The sequence below is a fragment of the Arthrobacter glacialis genome, from assembly GCF_002909415.1.
GTDB classification, from domain to species: Bacteria; Actinomycetota; Actinomycetes; order Actinomycetales; family Micrococcaceae; genus Specibacter; species Specibacter glacialis.
The window spans coordinates 171,422-194,343 of sequence record NZ_PPXB01000005.1 but is presented as its reverse complement, the minus strand read 5'-3'; the positions used below and the strand labels follow the sequence as shown (position 1 = coordinate 194,343).

The following is a 22,922-nucleotide window of genomic DNA, read 5'->3' as shown; positions in this document are numbered from 1 at the left end:
GCAAGGGTCCGGTCTGCCGCTGATGCGGCGGGCCGGGCCCTTGTCCGTTAAGAGCTTGTCCGTTACGAGCTTGGCCGTTACGTCAGGGTTGCTGCAAGACCCGCAACCATTGCCGCAAGCCCCAGTTCAAAAGCGGCATCGGCGTCATTGCGAGCAGTTGCGCCGGCAGTTTCTGCGGACTTCAGTCCCCGGCGGGCGACGGCGGCGCTGAAGTTGGGTACCGCCGGTGCCATGGTCCCGGTGTCGAAAATATTTCCCGGCGCGTTGGCGTCATAGGCCGAGCCGTAGATGAAGGATTCAAGGGCCACGATGGCGTCGATGATGGCTGAGGGAGGCCAGCCGGCCGCCAAGAAGCCGTTGGTGACAGCCTCGTACATGGTGATGGTTTTGGGTGCGTTGGTCACCGGCAGCAGCGCAATGACGGGGATCAGGGGCAGGTGCGCGGCAAAAACATTCCGGTAGGAGTGCGCCCAAATACTTACGGCCTCCACCCATGGCCGGTCCGTGAAGGCGGAAACATCCACCCTGCCCATCAAGTGGTCCTCCACCAGCAGCAGCACATCCTGCTTGGAGTGCACGTGGTTGTACAGGGCCGACGGTGCCACATTGAGAGACTTAGCCAGGGCGGCCATGGTCAGGCCCTTGTAGCCGGAGTGGCTAACCAGCTTGAGCGCCGCCTTGGTGATCCGTGCGGAACTGAGCACTGCCTGCGATGGGCGACCTGCCCGGCGTCGTTCCTGAACTGCTCGTTGCGCTGGCTCCATTTGCCCCACTCTCCTCCTTGGCGCCACCGGGGCCTAAATTTTTCAGCCCAGCCCTTTACCTCAGGTGGTGACGTCCGTTACAGTCTATTCTAAATGAACATCATTCATTTAGTGAAGCGCATCACCGACGGCTTCGCAGGAGAGGGAAACATGGCAGCGGAAGTAAACCCAGTGACTATTGAGCGCGATGTGGTCATCATTGGTGCCGGACCGTCAGGATTGACTGCGGCCCATGAGCTGAGGAAGGCCGGCCTGAGTGTCGCCGTTCTCGAGGCCCGTGACAGGGTGGGTGGCCGCACCTGGTCCAACACCATTGACGGCGCGTGGCTGGAAATTGGCGGCCAGTGGGTCTCGCCCGACCAGACGGCGCTGATTGGCCTGCTCAATGAACTGGGCCTGGACACGTACTCGCGCTACCGCGACGGCGACAGCGTCTACGTGGCCCCCGACGGCACCCGCACCCGCTACACCGGCGAGATGTTCCCCGTATCGGCCGAAACCGAAGCGGCCATGAATCAGCTCATCGACACCCTCGACTCCCTGTCCGCACTCATGGACCCGGAAAAGCCGTGGGACCACCCGCAGGCCCGTGCACTGGACACCATCTCCTTCCACCACTGGCTGCGCACCCAATCCAGCGACGAGGAAGCCTGCAACAACATCGGCCTGTTCATCGCCGGCGGCATGCTCACCAAGCCCGCACATGCCTTCTCCGCACTGCAGGCAGTGTTCATGGCCGCCTCGGCAGGCTCCTTCTCCAACCTGGTGGACGACAACTTCATCCTCGACAAGCGCGTGGTGGGTGGCATGCAGGGAGTTTCGCTGAAAATGGCGGCCGGTCTGGGGGCGGACGTCATCCTCAATTCCGCCGCCCGTACCGTGCGCTGGAGCGAGGTTGACGGCGAGTACCGCGTCACTGTTGTTTCCGACGGCGCCACCGTCACCGCCAAGCGTGTGGTCATGGCCGTTCCGCCGAACCTTTACAGCCGCGTCTCCTTTGACCCCCCACTGCCGCGCCGCCAGCACCAGATGCACCAGCACCAGTCTCTGGGTCTGGTCATCAAGGTCCACGCCGTCTACGACACCCCGTTCTGGCGTGAAGACGGCCTCTCAGGCACCGGCTTCAGCGCCTCCTCACTGGTCCAAGAGGTGTACGACAACACCAACCACGAGGACCCCCGCGGCACACTGGTCGGTTTTGTCTCCGATGAAAAGGCCGACTACGCGTTCACCCTCACCGCCGAACAGCGCAAAAAAGAAATCACGGCATCCCTGGCCGAATTCCTCGGCGACGCAGCCGCCGAGCCCGTTGTCTACTACGAATCCGACTGGGGCTCCGAGGAGTGGACGCGAGGCGCCTACGCCTCCAGCTACGACCTGGGCGGACTGCACCGCTATGGCCCGGACCAGCTCACCCCCGTTGGTCCCATCCACTGGTCCTGCTCCGACCTCGCCGCCGAAGGCTACCAGCACGTAGACGGCGCAGTCCGCATGGGCCAGTTCACCGCCAAAAAGCTGATCGCAGACCTGGAATAGCCACCAGCCCTGCCGTGCCAGCCCCCCCTCGGCCCGGCATTTTTCCGGCGGGGCCGACGGGCGCGGGGGCCCCGCTGCGAGCTTGCGAGCAGTGGGAGCGCCTGGGGACTATCCGACGCGTCGGCCGCGGGCGGCCTTTGGCGTCTCCTTTACGTCGCCTACAAAAAATGTCGGCTCCGCGGTCTGGCCGACGGCCCACGGATTAGCCGGGGCTGCCCACAGCTTTTGGCGGATTCACTTGAGCAGTTCATGACACTAACGTCCTTTAGGAGGACCCTATGCGGTACGTAGTTGGATATACGGCCAATGCACGTGGCGGCGATGCCGTTAACTTGGCTGTGGCCTTGGCTCGCCGGCAGGGTGCTTCCCTGGATCTGGTGATGGTCATGCCGGAGGATTCGCCCTACAACGGGGTGTATCCTCCGGTGGCAGGATTTGAGAGCATCCTGGCTGCGCAGGTGTCGCAGTGGATCGACGAGGGCCTGGCCCTGATCCCCGCGGATGTCCCCTCAAGCGCCCACATCCGGCGCGGCGAGTCGGAGGCCGAGGCGTTGATTGCTGCAGCCGACGACCTGGGGGCGTCACTTTTGGTGATTGGTGCCAGCGCCACCGGGTTGTTCAAGCGCTTCAGCGTCGGCTCGGTGGCAGGTGCACTGCTGCACGCCTCAACGGTTCCGGTGGTCCTTGCGCCGTCGGGATACAGCCGCACGGAGCCCATTACGCGGCTGACTTGTGCACTGGGCACCCGGGAAGGCGCCGGCCAGGTGTTGGCTGCCAGCATCGCCATGGCCAGGCGACGCTGCCTGCCACTGCGCCTGGTCTCGCTGGTGGCTCTCGGCAACGACGACGCCGGCACCACCGTCGAGGACGCCATGGAGCACCTGCGCGGCGTTGCCGAAGCCAGCCAGGCACTCGACGTCAGCGCCTTAGATAAAGTCGAGATCGACGTCGTGGTTGGCAGTGGGCGAACCATTGAGGACGCCGTCGACCGTCTGGACTGGCAGGACGGGGAACTGCTGATGATCGGTTCCAGCCGCCTGGCCCAGACAAAATCCATCTTTCTCGGCGCCACGGCCAACCGGATTTTGCGCGCCTTGCCGGTGCCCATGATTGTGGTCCCGCGCGACTTTGAATTCACAAGCGATGAGGTGACGGCATGAGTGCCAAAGAAACTGTCAGAAACGCCCCCGGCGATCACGGATTGAGCGAAAAGGGCCTGAAGGCTGGGTCGGTGGGCCTGATTGGCGCCGTCGTCATCGGCATTTCCTGCATCGCCCCGGCGTATACGCTCACAGCGGCGCTGGGCCCCACGGTGTCCGAGGTGGGCGTACACCTGCCGGCCATTTTCCTGGTGGGCTTCATCCCCATGCTGCTGGTGGCCCTGGGCTACAGGGAACTGAACAATGCCATGCCCGACGCCGGCACCTCCTTCACCTGGGCATCGCGAGCGTTTGGTCCGTGGATAGGCTGGATGGGTGGTTGGGGCTTGATCGCCGCCACCATCATTGTGCTTTCCAACCTGGCGGCCGTCGCGGTGGACTTCTTCTACTTGATGCTGGCGCAGATCTTTTCCAATGATTCGCTGGCCGACCTGACAACCGTGCTGCCGTTGAACATCGTCACCACCTTGGTGTTCATTGCCGGTGCCTGCTGGATTTCCTACCGCGGGATGGAGACCACCAAGACGTTCCAATACGTTTTGGTCGCGTTCCAGCTGCTCGTACTGGGCTGGTTCGCCATAGCCGCCTTCGCCCACGTGGCCAACGGCACGGCTTTTGATGCCACTGCCATTACGGCCGACTGGTTCAACCCCTTCGCAGTGGAGTCGTTCTCACAATTTGCTGCCGGTGTGTCGCTGTCCATCTTCATTTTCTGGGGCTGGGATGTCACCCTGACCATGAACGAGGAAACCAAGAACCCGAAAAAGACACCGGGCCGGGCAGCTACGGCAACAGTCATTGTCATCATGGTCATCTACATGACAGTTTCCCTCGCCACACTGGCGTTTGCCGGCATTGGGACCGAGGGTTTGGGTGCCGGAAACCCTGACAACCAGGGCAGTATCTTTGCGGTACTGGCAGGGCCTGTCATGGGTCCGTTCGCGATTTTGATGTCGCTGGCCATCCTGAGTTCCTCGGCGGCGTCCTTGCAGTCAACGTTCGTGTCACCGGCGCGGACTCTGCTCTCCATGGGCCACTACCAGGCACTGCCCAAGAGTTTCAGCAAGATCAGCCCCACGCACAAATCACCCAGCTATGCCACCATCGCGGCTGCCATTGCTGCCGCGGCGTTCTACGTGATTACCCGCACATTTTCAGAGAATGCACTGTGGGACACCATCACCGCCTTGGGCATGATGATCTGCTTCTACTACGGCATTACCGCCTTGGCGTGTGTTTGGTACTTCCGGGCAGAGGCCTTCCGTGGGGCGCGGAACTTCTTCTTCAAGTTCCTGGCACCCTTAGTGGGTGGAGTCATCCTGCTGGTCATGTTCTTCAAGACGGCCTACGACTCCATGGACCCTGACTACGGTTCCGGCTCAAACATTGCCGGACTGGGTCTGGTCTTCATCCTTGGCGCCGGCGTGATCCTGTTGGGTGCTGTGCTGATGTTCTTCATGTACCTGCGCAACCCGGCCTTCTTCAAGGGCCAGGTCCTCAGCCGGGCCAGCCAGACCTACAACCCTTAAACAACTGACCCGCAGAAAACGGCGAAAATTCACGGTTTTACCGTGTTTTTCGCCGTTTTCTGCGGGTCAGTTGTAAAGGCGGGCCTAGCTCTGGGGGCGGCGGGCGGCTTCGCGCTCTTTCGCCAACTGGGCCTCGGCGCGCGCCTTGGCATGCACGGCACGTTCCTCAACCAGCCACGCAGGGGGAGCCTGCAGCAGGGCAGTGATCTCCGCCGTCGTGAGGGCATCGGTGATGCTGGAACGGCTCAGGCCGCCAATGGAAATGTTCAGTTTCTGGGCCATGACGGCACGCGGGTGCGGACCATTGCGGCGCAGTTCGGCCAACCATTCCGGGGGGTTCTCCTGCAAAACCTTGAATTCCTCCCGGCTCAGCGCGTTCTCTTGGAATTCCGCAGGGGCGGCGGGCAGGTGGATGCCCAGCTTCTTGGCCGCCGTGGCGGATTTCATGGCTTGGGGGGAAGGTTTAATGCTCATACCTCTAAGGGTACCGGTGGGTGCGGGGTGCGCTAGGGTAAATAGGTGTCTGAATCCCGCGAACTTACAGTGACCTTTGTCCCGGGTGTGACTCCTGGAAAGTGGATCCACCGCTGGCAGGAGCGCATGCCCGACGTGCCCCTGGTAGCGCAGCCGGTTCAAGAAACCCACCAACTCGACGCCGTGCGCGCCGGCGAAGTGGATATGGCGTTCGTGCGCCTGCCCGTGGACAAGACCGGGCTCCATGTCATTCCGCTCTACAGCGAGCTCAATGTTGTGGTGGCGCCCAAGGACCATGCCATTTCCGCGTTTGAGGAATTGGACGTTGCCGACCTGGCTGATGAGTACCTACTCGCGGACCCGGACGATTTCCCGCAGTGGCGCGATATTTCCAGCGAAATTGCAGCCGGCACGCGCAAGCCGCTGCCGCCGATAGCCTCCCTAGAAGAGGCCCTTGACCTGGTTGAGGCCGGGTTGGGAATCCTGATCCTGCCGATGTCCGTAGCCCGCCACTTCAGCCGCAAAAACCTGCGCTCAAGGCTGGTCCATGGCGTTGAAGAGACCAGCGTTGGGCTGGCCTGGATCGATTCGTTCCACCCGCTGCCGGAAGAAGACGAAGCAGTCATCCAGGAATTCATTGGCGTGGTGCGCGGCCGCAGCGCCAACAGCTCCCGCCAACCATCGGTTCAGGCAAAACAGGATGCCGCGCCCAAAAAGGGCGCAAAAACAACCAAAACTCCTGCGCGCACCAACGTCGCCAAGAGCAAGTCGGCCCCCAACCTGCGCGGCGGGGGCCGGGCAGGCGGCAAGGCCAGGGCCCAAAAGCGGGGCCGCCGCTAGTTGCTTCCAGGCAAACTCACTATGTGCTGACAGATTCGGTTTCGTCGAGCGCGCGAATCGGGGTGTTGATGAGCGTGCGGTCGTAGAGGACTTTGGCATTGTTTTCAACCACAAGCTCGTACGCGGTTTCATTGCCGGTCCGCTTGTCTCGGGTGCTTCGGTACACTTTGTTGCGCCGGTACACCTCGCCGTCGGCTTCCTCTTGGAAATAGGCGTCCTGCTCTTTGACATGATATTTCACCGGCAGTGACTGCGCTGCACGCAATTCGCCGCGCAGATGCTCCTCAGTCACGCAAATGCGGAGCTGAAAAGTATTGTCGGTATTATTCTTGACCCGGTAATCCAAGTAGTTGTACACAATGGATGTTCCCGTACCAAAGGGAATCTGCCGATTGAAGTCAGGGAACAAGTCAATTTCACCGTGGTGGTGGTGTTCCACAATGTCCAAGGGGCTGTGCAGCACCATCCAATGCAGCAAGTTTGTGAACTGGCACAAACCACCACCTATGCCGGAATCCGGTCCGCTGTGGTTGATGGTCAGACCAACACGGTAGCCCTTTTTGGCTGAGCAACGCCCCACCAGCTGCCAAAATGAGAACGTTTCGCCGGGAGCAATCAGCACTCCGTCAATATGCGGAGCTGCGAGGCCCAAACTGATGGCCTTGTTTTCCTGCAGTGCCAAATCGACTGTGCCGAGTTTGCGGCGAATCAGCGAGTTGTGTTTGTAAACACTGACGGGCAGGTCCCCGTACTCCTTCTTGGTGGCGAACTTGGTCCCTGCTTGGAAGTTTTGAATCTTGCGCAATATGATCTGCCGGTTGACAGCGATTGCATATGTCAACGGTGAAATTTCCCCAAATAATTTCCGACCCACGCCGAACTGCCCCCCGATATGCTTTTCTTGATTGAGATCTCTGGAGGTGACGGACCACGCAGTCCAACAATTCAGAAGCGAATGGGGCCTTGTGCGCCAGTCGTACCCAATAGCAAGAATCCTAATATTGACGACGCCTTGAACAGGAAGCCCACGCCCAAGCCATGTCATAAATGAACTTTTAGGGTTTTTGTATGCATTCCCCAGCCATTTCCCAAAAGCGGGCCGCCGCTCATAGCCTTTAAACAACTAGCCCGCAGTAGTGGTCGAAAAAACGCGATTTCTCGGTGTTTTTCAGCCACTACTGCGGGCTAGTTGCTGTCCAGCCACAGGGCGGGAACAAGACCTACTTGGAAGCGTCGAGCTGCTGCTGCTTCTGCTTGGCCACAATTGACTTGACGTCGTTCAGCTCGGCGATAACCCGGGCCAGCTGCTTCTTGGAGGCGGGCCACTGGGTGCCCTTGAAACGGGTGGCGTCGGGGCCTTCCCAGCGAACCGACTGGGCCTTGCCGTCCAAGGTGGACATTGCCTGGGTGATCTGATCAACGGCAGTTGACAGCTTGGAAACCAGTTCCGCCATATCCTGGGGGTCATTACCAATCATTCCGGCCATGATGCACATCCTTTGCTAGAAATTTGCGGCGGTGCCGCAGTTGTTTCACTGTGGCCGGGAAGTTCCGGTTGAGCGATTACCAAGAATCTATCCCACCCCGCTCAACGCCGTCGATGGGGCGAGCTACCCATGCAGGGCTGCCCATGCTCGCCTGCCAGCCGGCGCATCGGCAACACCGCGTGGACAACCAATCATTGACAGCCCAAATGTGCCGTGCCATATTGACGGCAGAAGCCTAAAACCGGCCAAAGCCAAGGGTTGCCAGCTCAAAGGAGATCCAAGACGTGAAAGCGGCATTGTGGGAAATAGAAACCTTTGACTATCACGCGGCCGGGGAGCCCTTCAGGATTGTGCCCACGCTGCCCTTCCTCATCCCGGGTAACACTGCCGCGGAACGGCGCGAAAATGCCATGGCGGGCGATGCCAACAAACTCCGCCAATTACTTGTCAACGAACCCCGAGGACATGCCGAAATGTACGGCGGATTTGTGGTGCCGCCCAATGACGCAGGCGCCCATTTCGGTGCCTTGTTCTGGCACCGCGAAGGATTCTCAACCGCCTGCGGCCACGGAACCATGGCGTTGGGCGCCTGGGCCGTCCGCAGTGGCCTTGTCAGGGCCCCGGACGACGGCGAGACGGACGTTGTCATTGACGTCCCCTCGGGGCGCGTCACGGCTCGTGTGAGCATGGTTGGCGGCAAAGTGGCCCAGGTAGCATTCCACAACGTCCCCTCCTACGTGGTGGCTCGGGACGTTGAGATCAAAACACCTGACTTTGGGCACCTGCGTGTGGACCTCGCCTGGAGCGGCGCCCTGTACGCCTCCCTGCCTGCCGCCGCAGCGGGCCTTGAGGTTACGCCGTCGAACCTGGCCAAGGTGGTTGCTGCCGGTCACCAAGTACGCGCGGGGCTGGCCAACCATGCCATCCTCGACGAGCAGGCAGATTCACGCATTGAGGGAGTGTTTGGCACCATTTTCCATGAGCCCATGGCGCATTCCGGGGCCGGGCTGCGGCAGCGCAATGTCAACGTTTTTGCCGACGGCCAGGTGGATAGATCACCCAGTGGGTCTGGCACGGCAGCCCGGGTGGCATTGCTCAGCGACGCGGGCCAATTGCCCGATGGTGAATTGCTGGAGCACTACTCCATTATTGATTCGCGCTTTGCCGCCCGCGTGGTGGACAGGGTTGCAGGGCCACGCGGTGGCCTGGTGGTGGAGGTCAGCGGGCGGGCGTTCCCCGTGGGGGAGGGCAAATTCACCCTCGACGCCGACGACGAGCTGGGCATGGGGTTCCTGCTGCGCTGATGGGGTGCAGCCGCGGCGCTCTGCACTTCCTTGCCCAGTGCCCGTTGCGCCGCATTTGGGTTCCCAGCGGATACTATGGCGACATGTACGTTGACCCCGCCCCGCAGCCGGACGCAGCAGCCGTGATACCGTCCAGACGGCAGTTCTAAGATGCGTGTGCGGACGGGTAGGGCGTGGCAGGGCATTGTCCATGGCGGCCTCTTCAAGATCGGCATTTCACCCCTGCCATTCTGGGCCAGTTTTCTCCTGGCTCTTTTTGTCACGGTGTCAGCTTTCGATGACCTGCGGCTCTTTTTCCTCTCTGACAGCCCCGGGGACTTTCCTTTGTTGGGGCTTGCCGGCACGGTTGCGTATTGGGTGCTGTGGATTTCGCTGGCCTTTAGGCCCCAGCTGACCCCCTTCGCCTTTTTGGCGCTGCTGGCAAGCATGTACCCGCAAGTCCAGCCCGGGGGTGCACTGCTCTTGGCCTTCGGAGCGCTCGCCGTTGCCGCGTATCGAGTTTCCGTCCGCGGCTTGGCAATCATTGTTGGTGGCTTCATCGTGTGGCAATTTGCTTGGACACTTGGCGTTTCGCTGCTGGGTCCGGCAAACCTGTGGGCCTACCTCCCCGCCACCTTGCTGCTCGTAGCGCCGGGGCTGGCGGTAAAGTTGTTGAGGGAAAAATCCATCCAAACTGAGCAGGCCCAAAGGGCTGCGAAGGAAACGGCCGCAAAAGCTGCCCTGGAGCAGCGTACGGAACTGGCCAGGGAACTTCATGACGTTGTCACCCACGGGCTGACAATGATTGCCGTGCAAGCCAATCTTGGCAAGATCTCTAGTGACTCTGACTCCCAGCATCATGCACTGACTGAGATTGGTGTCATGGCCAGAAGCTCCCTGGATGATCTTCGCCGGCTCCTACAAACCATGCGCGCCGACGATGCTCCCGCGATGGCAGGGGCGGAAACCAGCGTCTCACTCAGTTCGGCCACGATCGACCTGGCGAAGAGCGTCGCCGAATCCCAAAAACAGCTCAACAGCCTAGGTTTTCCCACCCGGGTTACGACATCCGGGGAGTTGGACCGGATACCCAATGGGCTGCGATCCACTGTGCTGCGAATACTGCAGGAAAGCGCCACCAACGTGGTCAAGCACACCGGCGGCAGCAGCGAATGCGATATTTCCGTGGACGTGCAGGATGACGTCATTGAGTTGCTTGTTCGCAACCGCATGACGCCGGGCAAGCCGCGCCTGCCCATCTCGGGGACGGGTCTCATTGGCTTGCGGGAGCGCGCCTCACGGCTCGGCGGAACCCTCGACGCTGGCCCGGTAAACGGGTGGTGGAGCGTTCGCACCGTTCTCCCCATCAAGGGCCGGCAGCTGCTTCACTAGCAGCACGCCGCTGGAACCTTCATATAGTAAGCCAAATGGCTAGTCCTTGCCGGAACAGCCCATTTTCGGCTGTCCGTTCGGGCAGACCCGACCTTGAGGCATTGAAAGTTAAAGTGCGCCTTGCGTAACGTCGAAAGAGTTCGGGAGACAACAATAAATTCCGGGCACCTTTAGAAGGCGTTGCACACGCCCCGCCTTATTTTTAGGAGAATGTCATGAACACATTGAACATGCTTGGAGCAGTAGCCACGTCACAGCACGGGCGATCCAAGTCCGGAGGCATCTGGCCTTCCGGCTCATTCCCATCGCTCACCCGCTGATCCTTGGGAATATCGCCCAAGACCGGCGACCTCCCGGTCTTGTCAAGCCAAGAGTGCACTGGATGCCCTGCGGCATGAGCCAAGTTACGTAGACTGACAGCATGAGTGTGATTGTTGAAGCATCCGAGGCCATTAACGTGGTCATCGTCGATGACGAAAAATTTGTCCGGGGTGCGCTGCGGACGTACCTATCCCAGGCTCCAGATTTGGTGGTCCTGGAAGAAGGCGAGAACGGCGCTGATGCCGTCCGTCTGGCGCACGAATTTCATCCGGACGTGATGCTCATCGATATCCAGATGCCCGTCATGGACGGTATTGCGGCCATTCGCCAAATCGTGGCGGAAATTCCCGAAATCCGGATACTGGTCGTCACCGGTCATATTTCCGATGTGTACCTCAAGGCGGCCCTCATCGCAGGGGCAAGCGGCTATGTGGTGAAGGACGCCGAGCCGGAACGCATTGTGGCAGCCGTCCGGGAGGTTCACGCGGGGGACTGCCCCATTGACCCTGCCGTCACCCACCTCTTGGTTGCAGATGTTCGAAGGAGCCGGCCCGCCACGCGCACGGAGTCGCTTATTGAGCTCTCAGACCGTGAAGAGGACGTGCTGAAGTTGCTCTGTGAAGGCCGCAGCAACAGCGAAATTGCAGCCTCGCTCTTTCTTTCTGAGTCCACGGTCAAGTATCACTTGGTCCGTTTGGGTCGAAAGTTCCAAGCCCGCGACCGTCTGCAGCTTGTCATCACGGCGCTTCGCACAGGCGTTGTTGCGTAGCAAAGCTGACAGCACCTTTCGGAGAGCACGCAAAAAGACTGTCCAAAAGGACAGGGGTTTGTGGCCGTCCCGAGTGTATACCTGTCCTTCCGGGGCATCTATGCTGGAAAGTAGCCATGTAATGGTGATCGATAACACTCAGTTGAAAGGCTCTTTCATGAAATCTCCCTTTGCATCAGTGGGTGTCGCCGCAGTACTCGCTGCAGGCCTTATCTTGGCTCCCGGGTTGTCCCCTGCCCAGGCAGACACGGCTACCTCCAATGACACCGCCCCCGTCAGCTCAGTGCAGACGGAAAACGTAGCCACAACCTATGGCATGTGGTTCATCCCGTGTAACGTATTCGGGTTTCGCATGTGCTAACTGGCTCCTAAAGCCAAGTTCACAAAAGTTCTGCGCTGGACAACGGAAGTTGCCCAGCGCAGAACTTTTTTAAGCGGACCGCACTGGAACCCGCCTAGAAGCCTTGCGCCTTGCGGTAGCGCTGCATTTGTTGATGGCGGCGTACCAGGCTGTCGCGGCGCGGGGTCTGGTCGGTGCCAGACTCCTCGGCGGTTAGATCAATGTGGCTTTCACCAAACTGCCACAGGAGCAAATCATCGAGCAGCCTGTCGGGGCCGGGCGAGTACCGGTGGTCCAGGGCCTTGCGGACGTTGGAGATGATCTGCGGCTGCAACAGGGCAGCCAGGTCCACTGTTTTGCTTAGGCCGTGGGCGGCCACCAGCTCGGCAGCCCAGCCCCAGTCGTCGTCGGCCTTCCTGTCAACATGGGGCAACAGGGTCTGCCAGACGGCCTTGATTCGGTTGGGCGTCAGCGAAACCTTACCCTCGCCGTCAACGTCCCAGTAGCTGGTGACGGTTTCGTACCTGTCATGGAGTTCGGAAAAGGCTGACTCAACAGTCTCCAACATGGCAGCTGTTGCGGTGAACTGCCTGTCAAAGTACGGGCTCCAGGCGCGGGGGTCCTGGGACTTGAAGCGAATGTCATGTTCAATTTCGCTCCACGCGTGGGCAAAGATGGTGCGGATCTGGCATTCGAAGAAGTAGCTGCCATTGGGCTTGTTTTCCGGGTCAAGGAGCTCCTGGTAGGCCCGCACCACATCATTTTGGATGGTGCGCAGTATCAAGTGCCGGCTGGAGTAGCCGTAAGTGCCCGACTCAATGGAGCCAATGTCCTTCTCGGTATCTCCGCGGCAGTCAAAGATGTTCCGGCGCCGTTTGATCAGGTTGGCCGCCTGGGCGTTCTCCCCGGGAAGCGTGGTGATGACGCGAACGCCGATCATGTCCGTGAGGTTCCGCAGCGGATCGGGGAACTGCAAGGTGGGGGCGGTGTCTGGCTCCGCCACCATGCGGGACGCCTTTTCGCGGAACGATTCCACGGATTTGGTCCGGCTCGTGACAAACAGCGGCTTGTCTTCGGCCTCCGCTAAAACGTCACGGACAAGCCTTTCCATCTCAGCCGTGACCTTTTCCAATGCCGGCCGCGTCCGCTCATAGTCGGCCACCGATGCGCTGACGGCCGGCCGCAGCGATTCATCGAGTCGATCCCAATTACTACCCATGGTCTCGAGCCTAAACGCCCCGGCGGTGACAAGGCCAGTCGCAGCACCGCAGATGAAGCAAAAATTGGTTTAAGGGCTGGTGGACACCAGTGCCCGCGTGCGGCTACTTGGACGGTGGCGCGGCCGTGCTGCTGCGAATGATCAGCTCCGGGAGCAACGCAAAAGGCGGGAAGGGTTCTTGGGAGTTCGCCAGGCGGTGCCGCAACCGTTGGACAGCCAGTTGGCCAATCTTCTTGAAGGGCTGCGCCACAGTGGTCAGCGACGGGGAGCTGAACTCTGCCAGTGGAATATTGTCCACGCTGACAATTGATACATCCTCCGGGATGCGGCGGCCGCTCTCGTGCATGGCGCGGATCACACCGAAGGCCATCTCGTCGCTGGAGACAAAAATGGCCGTCAGGCCGGGGGTTTGGGCCGCAATGAGCCCATTGGCATAGCCCGACTCCGGTGACCAGTCGCCCTTAAGTTCAGGTGGGACGCTCTTGCCGGCCCGCTCCAGGGTGGAGCGCCAACCCTGGCTGCGGTCGATGGCTTCAATCCAGTTTTGCGGGCCAGCCAAATGCCACACCGTCTGGTGCCCCAGGTCCAGCAAATGCTGTGTTGCGAGTTCGGCAACCAGTGCCTGGTCTATAACCAGCAGCTCGCTGGATTCGGTGCGCGACCCATCCAAGGTGACGATGGGGGTGGTGTTGCCAATCTTGGACACTACCGGGCTTGAGTCGATCATGGGGACGGCCAGAATGATGCCGTCGGCGCCGCGGTCCACCAAGCTCTGCACGGCCGCCTCAATGGTTTGGTCATCCATGGCGCTGATGGGGGAGGTGATCACCGAGTGGTCCAGCGCTGCGGCTGCCAGTTCAATACTGCTGACAACAATCGAGCGGGCGTATGAATCGGTGTTGAACATGACAAGGCCAATGATTTGGGTCCGGCCGGTGGAGAGGCTGCGTGCAGCGTAGTTGCGATGGTAGCCGAGCTGATCGATGGCTTCCTGGACACGCTCCCGGGTGGCGGGCTTCACGCTGTGGTGGCTGTTGAGTACCCGGGACACGGTCTGGGGTGACACGCCGGCAATTGAAGCCACATCGCGAATACTGTGCGGTCTCGACGCCGAAATGCTCATACCTGTCTGCCGATCCCATTCTTGTTTATTGCACGTCAAATACCATCCCTGAGCATAGCTTGAACGGTTCGCCGCCGCGTATATTTCCGGGCTGAGCCACTGCACAAAAGCTGTGGCGGTTGGGAACCTTCCTCCCAACCGCCACAGCTGCCTTCTGATGCTGGTCTAGTCGCCTAGCCTTGGTAGCGCCCGCGTGATGAGCGACGGCGCGCCAGGGTCAGTGCGCCGGCCCCCATCAGCAGCATCCCGGCGAAGACAACTGCCGTGATGCTGGCACCTGTGCTGGCCAGCTCGCCGTCCGCTGCGGCCGGGGCTGTTGCCGGCATGGTGGGCGCGGCCGTGCTGGTTGCTGCCGTGCCCGGCCCCGACGTTGCCGGAGCCGTTGTGGCCGGTGTTGTGGCGCCAGTGGTGGCAGGAGCCGTGGTTTCCGTGGGCCCCGGGGTGGGTGACGGTGAAGCGCCGGGTGTATCCAGGTCCAGGGCAACGTAGCCGGCAAAAGTTTCCGCGCCGCTGTTGGCACGGTACTCAACAGTTGTCAGCTGGTAGCCGGCCACTTTGAATGGTGCACTGTAAGAGGTCCAGGGGCCCTGGCCAATCCGGTACTCCAGCGCAGCGCCTTGGGCGCCGGCGCCGGTAGCCGCCAGCGTTACTGTGGGTTCGGCGTCGAACGTACCCTCAGCATTGGGTGTGCCGGCCAAGGAACCGGCAACACCCAGGGCGGTGACCTGCGTGTTGCGAACCTCGATCTCGTAGGCGGAGAGGTAGATGCCCAGGGTTGAGGACTGGATCTCCACCTTGACGTGACGGGCGTTGACAGTGTCAAACGGCACTACGTCCGTGCGCTTGCTCGCGGGCATGGCCGTCTTCGTGGCAGCTACGGTCCAGGTGACACCGTCCAAGGAGGTCGAGACTGTGTAGTCCTTCGCGGAGGCGCCTTCCCAGGCGATGGTGACCTCGTTGATGGGCTGCACCTTGCCCAGGTCGCCGGCGATCCACCGCACGCCGTTGTAGTTGGCTGACCAGCGGGTGGCAAGGTTGCCGTCGAAGGCCTGGTCTGCAGGCAGGGTGGGGGCTTCATTGCCAGATGCGGTGGCTTTGGCGCCGATGGCAACGTTGGTGATTCCCTCAACTCCCACGCTCCACGCGCCCACGGTCCCGGATGCTGCGCGGGCCGCCTTGTCACCTGCAGGAGTTAGGCCAGCCAAGCGAACAAAACGAGCCTCAGTGGTGGGGAAGAGGACACGGTCATTGCCCGCCCCCGCCACCTCATGGGTGGTGACGCGGTCCCAGAACAAACCGTCCTTGGACGTTTCCACGGCGTAGCCAGCAGGGGCGTTGGCGGCCCATTCAGCGTTGACGCCACCAACCTTCTGCACACTGCCCAAGTCAATGGTCAGTGACGTGTTGGCGTCATCGGCAGACTCCCAGCGGGTATTTTGCTCGCCGTCAGTGACGTTCGACGCCGGGTATCCGGCCTTGGTGGAGGAAGCCGCCACGGGCTTGCCGGACGCGAGGTTGCTGGCCCCGGCAGCCGGGGTGGTGTCCTTCACTGTGCCAAGGGAAGGGCCCATGCCAATCTTGTCGAGGGCACTATTGAAGCTTGCGTAGGGCAATGCGGGGGTCTTAGCCGTCCAGGTCTTCTGGGCAACAACGGGGAAGGAGCGCTCGATCAGACCATGGACGTCCTGCTGGCTGTAGTCCTCGTTGACAAGGTCGTTCCACACCGCGAACATGGCACCCATGACCTGCTCAGGTTCCACTGTTTCGTTGCCTGCAGTGTTGGGCAGCCAATTGGTGTACAGCCATTGATTGTTCAAACCACTGCCGTGGTAGTAGTCGGCAAAGGGAACCACGTACAAGGTGCCGTCATTGGTGTTGATGAACTTCATGCCGTCCGAGGCAGCGGCATCCAGTCCGTACCAGCCGTTGTTCCAGGAATTGATGATGACGTCTTTGTCGAAACCCTCCACGCCGGAGAATCCGGTCCCCTTGCTCATTTCGGTGAAGCTGCCCCAGGCTCCGGGCTGCTTGCCCTTGGCCCGGATGTGCGCCGCCATGGCGTTGTAGAAGTCCCGGTACTGAAGCTTGTTGCCCGGGTACTCATCCGCACCGAAGTTCACCTCAGCGCCCTGGAACCAGGGCATGAACTCGTCAAAGATCCCCTTGACAGCAGCCGTGGTTTCCGGCTTGCTCAGGTCAAGGTGGTCTGACTTGCCGTTGTTCAGGCCGATGTCCGGGCGCCATTTAATAATGGCGGCCGCGTGGGCGGGAACATCGATTTCAGGGATGATCTGCACGCCGCGACTGCCCGCCGTGGCCTCGAAGCCGTCCCAGTCGGCGCGGTCATAGGAGCCGTCCGCGGAGGCCAAGCCTGCGTACAGCGGGTTTTCCGACTTGAGCCGGAAGCCCTGTTGGAGGTTGCGCCAGTCCTTGTCAGCCCCGGCAAAGATCTCATTGTCGTTGAGGTGAATCTGGAAGCGGTTGAGCTTGTAGTAGCTCATCATCTTGATGTAGTCATTGACAAAATCCGCTGTGAAGAAGCGGCGGCCAACATCCAAGATGAAACCGCGGGCTTCATAGTCGGGCCAGTCAACAGAGGAGCCCACAGGCAACTTGTTGCGGCCATCGGACTGGGTCATGACCTGCAAAATGCTGCGTGTACCGTAATAGGCGCCCGTCTCGGTCGGGGCTGTGACCTTCACGCCCGCGGCGGTGACGTCGAGCTTATAACCTTCGGCGTCATACCGTTCGCCACCGGCTGCGTACTTATCCGCCACATCCAGGACCAGGGAGATGTCACCGGGCTTGCTGGCCCCTGTGACGACGGCCAGGTCCAGCCCTGTCATTTCGGCCAGATCATCAGAGAACTCCTCAGCTACTTGATTCAGTGTCGGCGGGACAACAATGCGGCTGGACGAGGTAATCTCCACCGTGCCCTTGCCGCCGGTCCACTCGTGCAAGGACGGGACAACCACGGGTGCCGGGTTAATGGCTGGCTCCTCAGGGGCTGCCGTGGCCGGGGACATTGCTGAGATGCCGGCTAGCGGCATGCCTATTGCCGCCACCATCGCTATCGTGCGCCAAGTACTTTTCATGCAGGTGCTACCTCTCGTGTGCTTTGCTCGCACATGACGTGCGGTTGACTTCTGCCTGTGGGGAGCCCTGGACAGAGGTGCCTGGTTGCTTGGAGTTATGGATCTCATGACTGGTCGATGGGCCTGCTGTATGGCGAGGGTAAGCGCTTGAAATCAGGCTTCCCACGCGATGTTATCGATCACTATTTGAAGTATAGGAGTCCCATGTCACATCTGAGTAGGGTTGTTGTGAATATGACGCAGCCAGGTGTGGGGAGGGGCAGGGGCCATGTTCACGCTTCGGCCGCAGCGAAGTGGCGCCTAGGCTAGTGCCATGTTGACTGTTATTGGTGAAGCTCTGATTGATGAAGTTGTACGCCCCGGCAAGGATCCGTTGCCACATGTGGGGGGCAGCCCCATGAATGTTGCTGTGGGGTTGGCGCGACTGGGGCATCCGGTGCAGTTTCTTGGCCGGTATGGTCACGACGCCTATGGGGACATGGTGGGTGGGTATTTACGCACCAACTCCGTGATGGTTCCCTTGGCTCCCGATGCCCAGCCCACCTCCGTGGCCCGGGCAGTTCTTGATGATGCCGGGGCTGCCAGCTACGAGTTCGCGTTGGACTGGTCCCTGCCGGAATTGACCAGCACTGACGGTGCCCCGAATTTCATGCTTGGTGCCACCACCTTGCTGCACACGGGCTCCATTGCCACCATGTTGTCCCCGGGTGCCAAGCAAGTTCTGGCCGCCGTCACTGCCCTGCACCCGCTGGCCACTATTGCCTTCGACCCCAATTGCCGGCCCAGCATCATCACTGACGTGGACTATGCGCGCGTGCAGGCAGAAAAGTTCGTCCGCATGGCCGATGTGGTCAAAGCCTCGGATGAGGACCTTGCCTGGCTCTACCCAGGTGTTGACCCCAAGGAATCAGCCCGAGCGTGGCTGGCCATCGGTGGCACGCAAGGCCCTGCCATCGTCGTCCTCACCCAGGGTGGAGATGGCCCGTGGGCGGTGTGTGCTGCGGGCGAGGCTGCCTGCCCCGTGCCCGATGTGCAGGTGGTTGACACCGTGGGTGCCGGAGATTCGTTCATGGCCGCCTTGCTGTCCACGCTGGTGGACAGGGAATTGGACGGTGCCCAGCGTCGCGGTGACCTGAGGGGGATCAGCACGGCCACGCTGGCCGAGATGATCGGCTATGCTGCCCGTGCGGCCGCCATCACCGTCTCCCGGGCCGGCGCCAATCCGCCCAGTCGCGACGAATTGCAGAAGTGACCCAAGCCAGAAGAGGTGGCGCCGTGGTGCTCAGTTGGGCGGGCGCAGCAGGGCGGCAGGGCTTAATACGAGCGTTTCGGCGCCGCCCGGGCGCCGCCGGGGCCGAAGTTGGATAGCCTTGGGTATGCGTTTAATTGCCAGTGACATTGACGGAACCATTCTTGGCCACGACGGCACCATCAGCACCCGCACGGTGGAAGCCTTCGCGGCTGCCGCCGAGGCGGGCATTGAGATTGTTTTTGTGACAGGACGGCCGCCGCGCTGGTTGGACCCCATCCGCGAACAAATTGGCCACACGGGAACCGTCATCTGCTCCAACGGGGCAGTGACCTACCACCTCGGCACTGAAAGAGTGCTCAACTCCCATGTGATCAGCTGGGACACGGTGGCACAGGTCCGGGACATTGTTACAGCACTGGCTCCCGATGCGCGCTTTGCGCTGGAGTCCCTCACCGGGCTGCACGTCGAGGACGGTTTTCTGGGCAACCGGATCCCGGCCGGCAGCCTGAACGTTGTCCCCGCCGTGCTGACCGCCGACATTGCCGACGGCGGCATCGTGAAGATGCTGGCTGTACTGCACACCGGCAACGCCGACGACTTCCTGGAGCTGGTTGCGCCCGGCATGGGAGCCCTCATTGAGGTCACCCACTCGGCGCCGGAGCTGGCGCTGTTGGAAATGGGCCCCGTAGGTGTCAACAAGGCTGTGACGCTGGCCCACTATGCTGCGTCCCTGGGCATTGACGCCGCCGATGTGGTGGCTTTCGGTGACATGCCCAATGACATTGAAATGCTTGGCTGGGCAGGCGCCGGCTACGCCATGGCCAGTGGGCACCCGCAGGCGCTCGCAGCCACTGCGCTGGTGGCTCCCCGCTTCGAGGACGACGGCGTTGCCCAAGTCATCGAGTCCCGGCTCGCCGCCCTGCGCCTGGCGTAGAGCGCCGTCGTGTCACGTACCACAGCTGCAAAGCCCTATCTGGACGCCGCACACCCTGTGGCCATTGCGCACAGGGGGTTCTCCCAGGGTGGTTTGGAGAACACCCTCACGGCTTTTAGGGCAGCCCTGGATCTGGGGTACAGCTATGTTGAGACGGACATCAACACCACGGCCGACGGCGTCACCGTGGTGTTCCACGATTCAACCCTGGACCGGGTCACGGACCAGCACGGCGTCATTTCCCAACTTCCGTACTCGGTGGTGAGCAAGGCGCGCATTGGTGGCCGGGAACCCATCGCCACCCTGGCCGAGTTTTTTGCGGCACTGCCAACGGCACGGTTCAATATTGACGTCAAGGACCAGGGCTCGGTGGTGCCGCTGGCGGAGCTCATCGAGGAACGGGGCCTGCACGACCGGGTGTGTGTAGCTTCTTTCTCCGGAAAACGCCGTCGTGCCGTGTTGTCCCGGCTGAGCCGCCCCGTGGCGAGCTCCCCGGGCAAATGGCACCTGGTGGCCTATTTCTGCCTGAGTCCGTGGCTGCCCGTTCCCTTGGTGCGCTTGCTGATGCGTCAGGTGGATGTCCTGCAGATACCCCGCAGGCTCGGGCGACATGATCTGGTCACGGCGGCGTCGGTTCGTCGGGCCCACGGACTGGGGCTGAAGGTGCACGTCTGGACCATTGACGAACCTCTTGAGATGCACCAGCTTTTTGACCTCGGCGTGGACGGCATCATGACCGACAGGGCTGATTTGCTGGCCGAGGTGATGCGCCAGCGAGGTTACTGGGCGTAACTATTCAGCCTTGTCAGTGACCGGTGGCAGGATGGAGACATGCGTATTCTCATTGCCCCGGACAAGTTCAAGGGGACCCTCACGGCTCCCGAAGCCGCAGCGGCCATGGCTGAAGGGGCGCTGCGGGTTTACCCCGACGCGGTGGTGACCACACTTCCCATTGCCGACGGCGGTGAAGGCACGGTGGATGCCGCGGTGGCTGCAGGCTATGCCGAGCGACTCAATGCTGTGGTGGGTCCCATCCTGAAGCCGGTTGGTGCGGCCTGGGCATTCCATCCCGGCACGTCGGTGGCCGTCATTGAAACGGCACAGGCCAGCGGCTACCTGCTCAGCGAACCCACGGTGGAGAACTCCCTGCGCGCCCATTCCTACGGGTGCGGGCAACTGATCTCCGCGGCGCTGGAGGCCGGTGCCACCGAAATTATTATTGGCCTGGGCGGGTCCGCCATGACCGACGCCGGAACGGGCGCCTTGCGTGCGCTGGGCCTGAAACTATCCGATGCCAATGGCAATTTGGTGCCTTTGGGCGGCGGATCCTTGGGTGATGTTGTTGCCGTGGATGCCTCGGAACTCGACCCGAGGCTGGCCAGCGTGAAACTGCGAATGGCAGTGGATGTGGACAACCCGTTGTACGGTCCCAACGGTGCGGCTCATGTATTTGCGCAGCAAAAGGGCGCCGACGCGCAGGCAGTGGACCACCTCGATGCCGGGCTGCGCAAGCTGGCCGCCGTGGTGGCGGCGGACACCGGGATTGACATAGATGTGGCGGGGGCGGGCGCTGCCGGCGGCTTCCCCTCCATGTTTGTGGCCTACGCCAGCGCCACCATCGAGCGCGGCTTTGACCTGGTGGCCACCATGATCAATCTTGACGCGGCCCTGGCTGACGCTGACTTGGTCATCACCGGCGAAGGCTCACTTGATGTGCAGTCCCTCTCCGGCAAGGGTCCGCTGGGAGTTGCCGACGCCGCGCACGCACGGGGGATTCCCGTCGTCGTAGTTGCCGGACGAATCACCGTGACACCCCAGCAGCTGGCCGAACACGGGGTGGTCTCAGCCGTCAGTGCGACGGATGTGGCGGGTTCCCCGGAGGCTGCCCTGGCCGACGCCGCACTTTTCACCACGAGGGCCACCTCCGAGGCGCTCAACGGCATCTGAGCACGTTTTACGCCCGGCAATGCCGCATCACAAAGATTATGCGTAAGACTCATGGAGAGTCTTACGCATAATCTAAAGTCACTGCGCTGGGAAGGGTTGCCGGGCTAGTGACCCTTGTCCGGCTTCGGGGCTGCCGGCTCCAGCTCGGCGGCGAGAGGGTCCGTGGCAGTGCCGCGCCACTTCGCCAGCGCACTCATGCCGTGGTAGACAATGAGTGCCGCCGCGGTGCCCAGGGCGATGCCCTCGAACGTCAGGCTTCCGGCATTCCAGGTGAAGTTGGCAACGCCAATGATGAGCGCGACTGCTGCCGTGGTGAGGTTGATGTTGTTGGCGAAGTTAACCTTGTTCTGCACCCAGATGCGCACACCCAGCACGCCAATCATGCCGTAGAGCAGGGTTGCTGCACCGCCAAGAACACCCGCCGGGACGGTGGCAATGAGCTCGCCAAACTTGGGGGAGAAACTCAGCAGCAAGGCCGCAACGCCTGCCACCCAGTAGGCAGCCGTTGAGTAAACCTTCGTGGCAGCCATGACGCCAATGTTTTCGGCGTAAGTGGTGGTGCCGGAACCGCCGCCAAACCCTGCCAAGGTGGTGGCCACGCCGTCGGCAATGATGGCCCGGCCCGCGTAGGGGTCAAGATCCTCCCCAGTCATCAGCGCCACCGACTTCACGTGGCCAATATTTTCCGCCACCAGGACCAGCACCACGGGGATGAAGAGGCCCAGAACGGCAAAGTGGAAGGTGGGGGTCTGGAAGTGCGGCAATCCGATCCAGCCGGCCGCATCGATTTTGGAGAAGTCCACCTCGTTGCGCAGCACCGCCACCAAGTAGCCAACCACCACGCCCACCAGGATGGCAAGGCGGCCCAGAATTCCTCGGAACAGCACGCTGACCAAGATGATGACCAGCAGGGTGACAAGGGCCGTGATGGGGGCCTTTTCAAAGTTGCCGCGCGCGGAAGGTGCCAGGTTCAGGCCGATCAACGCCACGATGGTGCCCGTGACGGGCGCCGGCATGAGCCTGTTGATCCAGGACGCGCCAAACTTTTGCACGATCAAGCCCAGAACTGCGAGTGTCACACCGGCAACCACCACGCCGCCCAGTGCACCAGAGACACCAAATTGCTGCTGTGAGGCCATGATGGGCGCGATGAAGGCGAAGCTGGAACCCAAATAGCTGGGGACCCGTCCCCGCGTGAGGACCAGGAAGAACAAGGTGCCAATACCGGAGAAGAACAGGGTTGTGGCCGGTGGCATGCCGGTGATCAGGGGCACTAGGAACGTGGCACCAAACATGGCCACCACGTGCTGCAGGCCAATACCAATGGTCCGGGGCCAGCTCAGCCGCTCGTCGGGGCCGACAACCTGCCCCGGTGCAATAGTTTTGCCGTCCCCGTGAACGCGCCACTTAGTGCCCAACAAATTCATCAACGTGCCTCCAGTCAATGCCGTGCCAGT

The 22,922-nt window shown here is 61.5% G+C and carries 20 protein-coding genes; 12 read left to right on the top strand and 8 right to left on the bottom strand.

The features are described from left to right. Positions 1-77: 77 nt before the first annotated feature. Positions 78-764 (bottom strand): TetR/AcrR family transcriptional regulator, encoded by a 687-nt coding sequence (locus tag CVS28_RS07820; RefSeq protein WP_103465221.1) that lies wholly within the window; start codon positions 762-764, stop codon positions 78-80. 150 nt (positions 765-914) lie between these two features. On the opposite strand from CVS28_RS07820, the gene CVS28_RS07815 reads away from it, so the two are divergent. From CVS28_RS07815 to CVS28_RS07805, 3 genes are all read left to right on the top strand, one after another. Further along, the gene (locus CVS28_RS07815; protein ID WP_103465390.1) at positions 915-2,300 is read left to right on the top strand and encodes a flavin monoamine oxidase family protein; all 1,386 of its coding nucleotides are present in this window, start codon (positions 915-917) and stop codon (positions 2,298-2,300) included. 278 nt (positions 2,301-2,578) lie between these two features. Beyond that, on the top strand, positions 2,579-3,460 hold the full coding sequence (locus tag CVS28_RS07810) for a universal stress protein (RefSeq protein ID WP_103465222.1): 882 nt from the start codon (positions 2,579-2,581) through the stop codon (positions 3,458-3,460). Then, entirely contained in the window at positions 3,457-4,989 is a 1,533-nt protein-coding gene (locus CVS28_RS07805) for an APC family permease (protein ID WP_103481171.1), read from the top strand. Before CVS28_RS07810 ends, CVS28_RS07805 begins: the two co-directional genes overlap by 4 nt. Before the next feature lie 84 nt (positions 4,990-5,073). On the opposite strand, the gene CVS28_RS07800 is transcribed toward CVS28_RS07805, so the two are convergent. Further along, the gene (locus CVS28_RS07800) at positions 5,074-5,436 is read right to left on the bottom strand and encodes a DUF5997 family protein (protein WP_207767485.1); all 363 of its coding nucleotides are present in this window, start codon (positions 5,434-5,436) and stop codon (positions 5,074-5,076) included. Between the two features lie 72 nt (positions 5,437-5,508). Here CVS28_RS07800 and CVS28_RS07795 point away from each other — a divergent pair, with 72 nt between their 5' ends. Next, on the top strand, positions 5,509-6,303 hold the full coding sequence (locus tag CVS28_RS07795) for a substrate-binding domain-containing protein (protein WP_103465225.1): 795 nt from the start codon (positions 5,509-5,511) through the stop codon (positions 6,301-6,303). Positions 6,304-6,322: 19 nt separating this feature from the next. Here CVS28_RS07795 and CVS28_RS07790 read toward each other — a convergent pair whose 3' ends face one another. Beyond that, positions 6,323-7,426 (bottom strand): VanW family protein, encoded by a 1,104-nt coding sequence (locus CVS28_RS07790; protein ID WP_243399762.1) that lies wholly within the window; start codon positions 7,424-7,426, stop codon positions 6,323-6,325. 97 nt (positions 7,427-7,523) lie between these two features. After that, on the bottom strand, positions 7,524-7,790 hold the full coding sequence (locus CVS28_RS07785; RefSeq protein WP_103465227.1) for a hypothetical protein: 267 nt from the start codon (positions 7,788-7,790) through the stop codon (positions 7,524-7,526). 284 nt (positions 7,791-8,074) lie between these two features. Between CVS28_RS07785 and CVS28_RS07780 the strand changes: the two genes are divergently transcribed. The 4 genes from CVS28_RS07780 to CVS28_RS19905 all read left to right on the top strand — a co-directional run bounded on the left by CVS28_RS07780 (position 8,075) and on the right by CVS28_RS19905 (position 11,916). Then, positions 8,075-9,094 carry a proline racemase family protein gene (locus CVS28_RS07780; RefSeq protein ID WP_243399761.1) on the top strand — a complete coding sequence of 340 codons (1,020 nt, stop codon included), beginning with the start codon at positions 8,075-8,077 and terminating at the stop codon, positions 9,092-9,094. Between the two features lie 150 nt (positions 9,095-9,244). After that, positions 9,245-10,465 carry a sensor histidine kinase gene (locus CVS28_RS07775; protein ID WP_103465228.1) on the top strand — a complete coding sequence of 407 codons (1,221 nt, stop codon included), beginning with the start codon at positions 9,245-9,247 and terminating at the stop codon, positions 10,463-10,465. Positions 10,466-10,886: 421 nt separating this feature from the next. Continuing rightward, positions 10,887-11,555 carry a response regulator gene (locus tag CVS28_RS07770; RefSeq protein WP_103481170.1) on the top strand — a complete coding sequence of 223 codons (669 nt, stop codon included), beginning with the start codon at positions 10,887-10,889 and terminating at the stop codon, positions 11,553-11,555. Between the two features lie 157 nt (positions 11,556-11,712). Next, positions 11,713-11,916: a hypothetical protein gene (locus tag CVS28_RS19905; protein ID WP_133159079.1), complete on the top strand. Its 204-nt coding sequence runs from the start codon at positions 11,713-11,715 to the stop codon at positions 11,914-11,916. A 94-nt stretch (positions 11,917-12,010) separates the two neighbouring features. Here the strand turns inward: CVS28_RS19905 and CVS28_RS07760 are convergent, their stop codons facing one another. From CVS28_RS07760 to CVS28_RS07750, 3 genes are all read right to left on the bottom strand, one after another. Then, positions 12,011-13,114 carry a GTP pyrophosphokinase gene (locus CVS28_RS07760; RefSeq protein WP_103465231.1) on the bottom strand — a complete coding sequence of 368 codons (1,104 nt, stop codon included), beginning with the start codon at positions 13,112-13,114 and terminating at the stop codon, positions 12,011-12,013. A 103-nt stretch (positions 13,115-13,217) separates the two neighbouring features. After that, entirely contained in the window at positions 13,218-14,198 is a 981-nt protein-coding gene (locus CVS28_RS07755) for a LacI family DNA-binding transcriptional regulator (protein ID WP_207767477.1), read from the bottom strand. 212 nt (positions 14,199-14,410) lie between these two features. Next, complete coding sequence (locus CVS28_RS07750) at positions 14,411-17,332, bottom strand: discoidin domain-containing protein (RefSeq protein ID WP_165788100.1); 2,922 nt, start codon at positions 17,330-17,332, stop codon at positions 14,411-14,413. 313 nt (positions 17,333-17,645) lie between these two features. On the opposite strand from CVS28_RS07750, the gene CVS28_RS07745 reads away from it, so the two are divergent. From CVS28_RS07745 to CVS28_RS07730, 4 genes are all read left to right on the top strand, one after another. Then, entirely contained in the window at positions 17,646-18,584 is a 939-nt protein-coding gene (locus tag CVS28_RS07745; RefSeq protein ID WP_103481168.1) for a carbohydrate kinase family protein, read from the top strand. A gap of 124 nt (positions 18,585-18,708) precedes the next feature. Then, positions 18,709-19,518, top strand: coding sequence for an HAD family hydrolase (locus CVS28_RS07740; protein ID WP_103481167.1), 810 nt, complete (start codon positions 18,709-18,711; stop codon positions 19,516-19,518). 9 nt (positions 19,519-19,527) lie between these two features. Continuing rightward, the gene (locus CVS28_RS07735) at positions 19,528-20,310 is read left to right on the top strand and encodes a glycerophosphodiester phosphodiesterase family protein (protein WP_243399760.1); all 783 of its coding nucleotides are present in this window, start codon (positions 19,528-19,530) and stop codon (positions 20,308-20,310) included. Between the two features lie 39 nt (positions 20,311-20,349). Beyond that, positions 20,350-21,465, top strand: a complete 1,116-nt coding sequence (locus CVS28_RS07730; RefSeq protein ID WP_103481166.1) for a glycerate kinase — start codon at positions 20,350-20,352, stop codon at positions 21,463-21,465. Positions 21,466-21,569: 104 nt separating this feature from the next. On the opposite strand, the gene CVS28_RS07725 is transcribed toward CVS28_RS07730, so the two are convergent. After that, on the bottom strand, positions 21,570-22,892 hold the full coding sequence (locus CVS28_RS07725) for a uracil-xanthine permease family protein (RefSeq protein WP_103465237.1): 1,323 nt from the start codon (positions 22,890-22,892) through the stop codon (positions 21,570-21,572). Positions 22,893-22,922 lie beyond the last annotated feature (30 nt).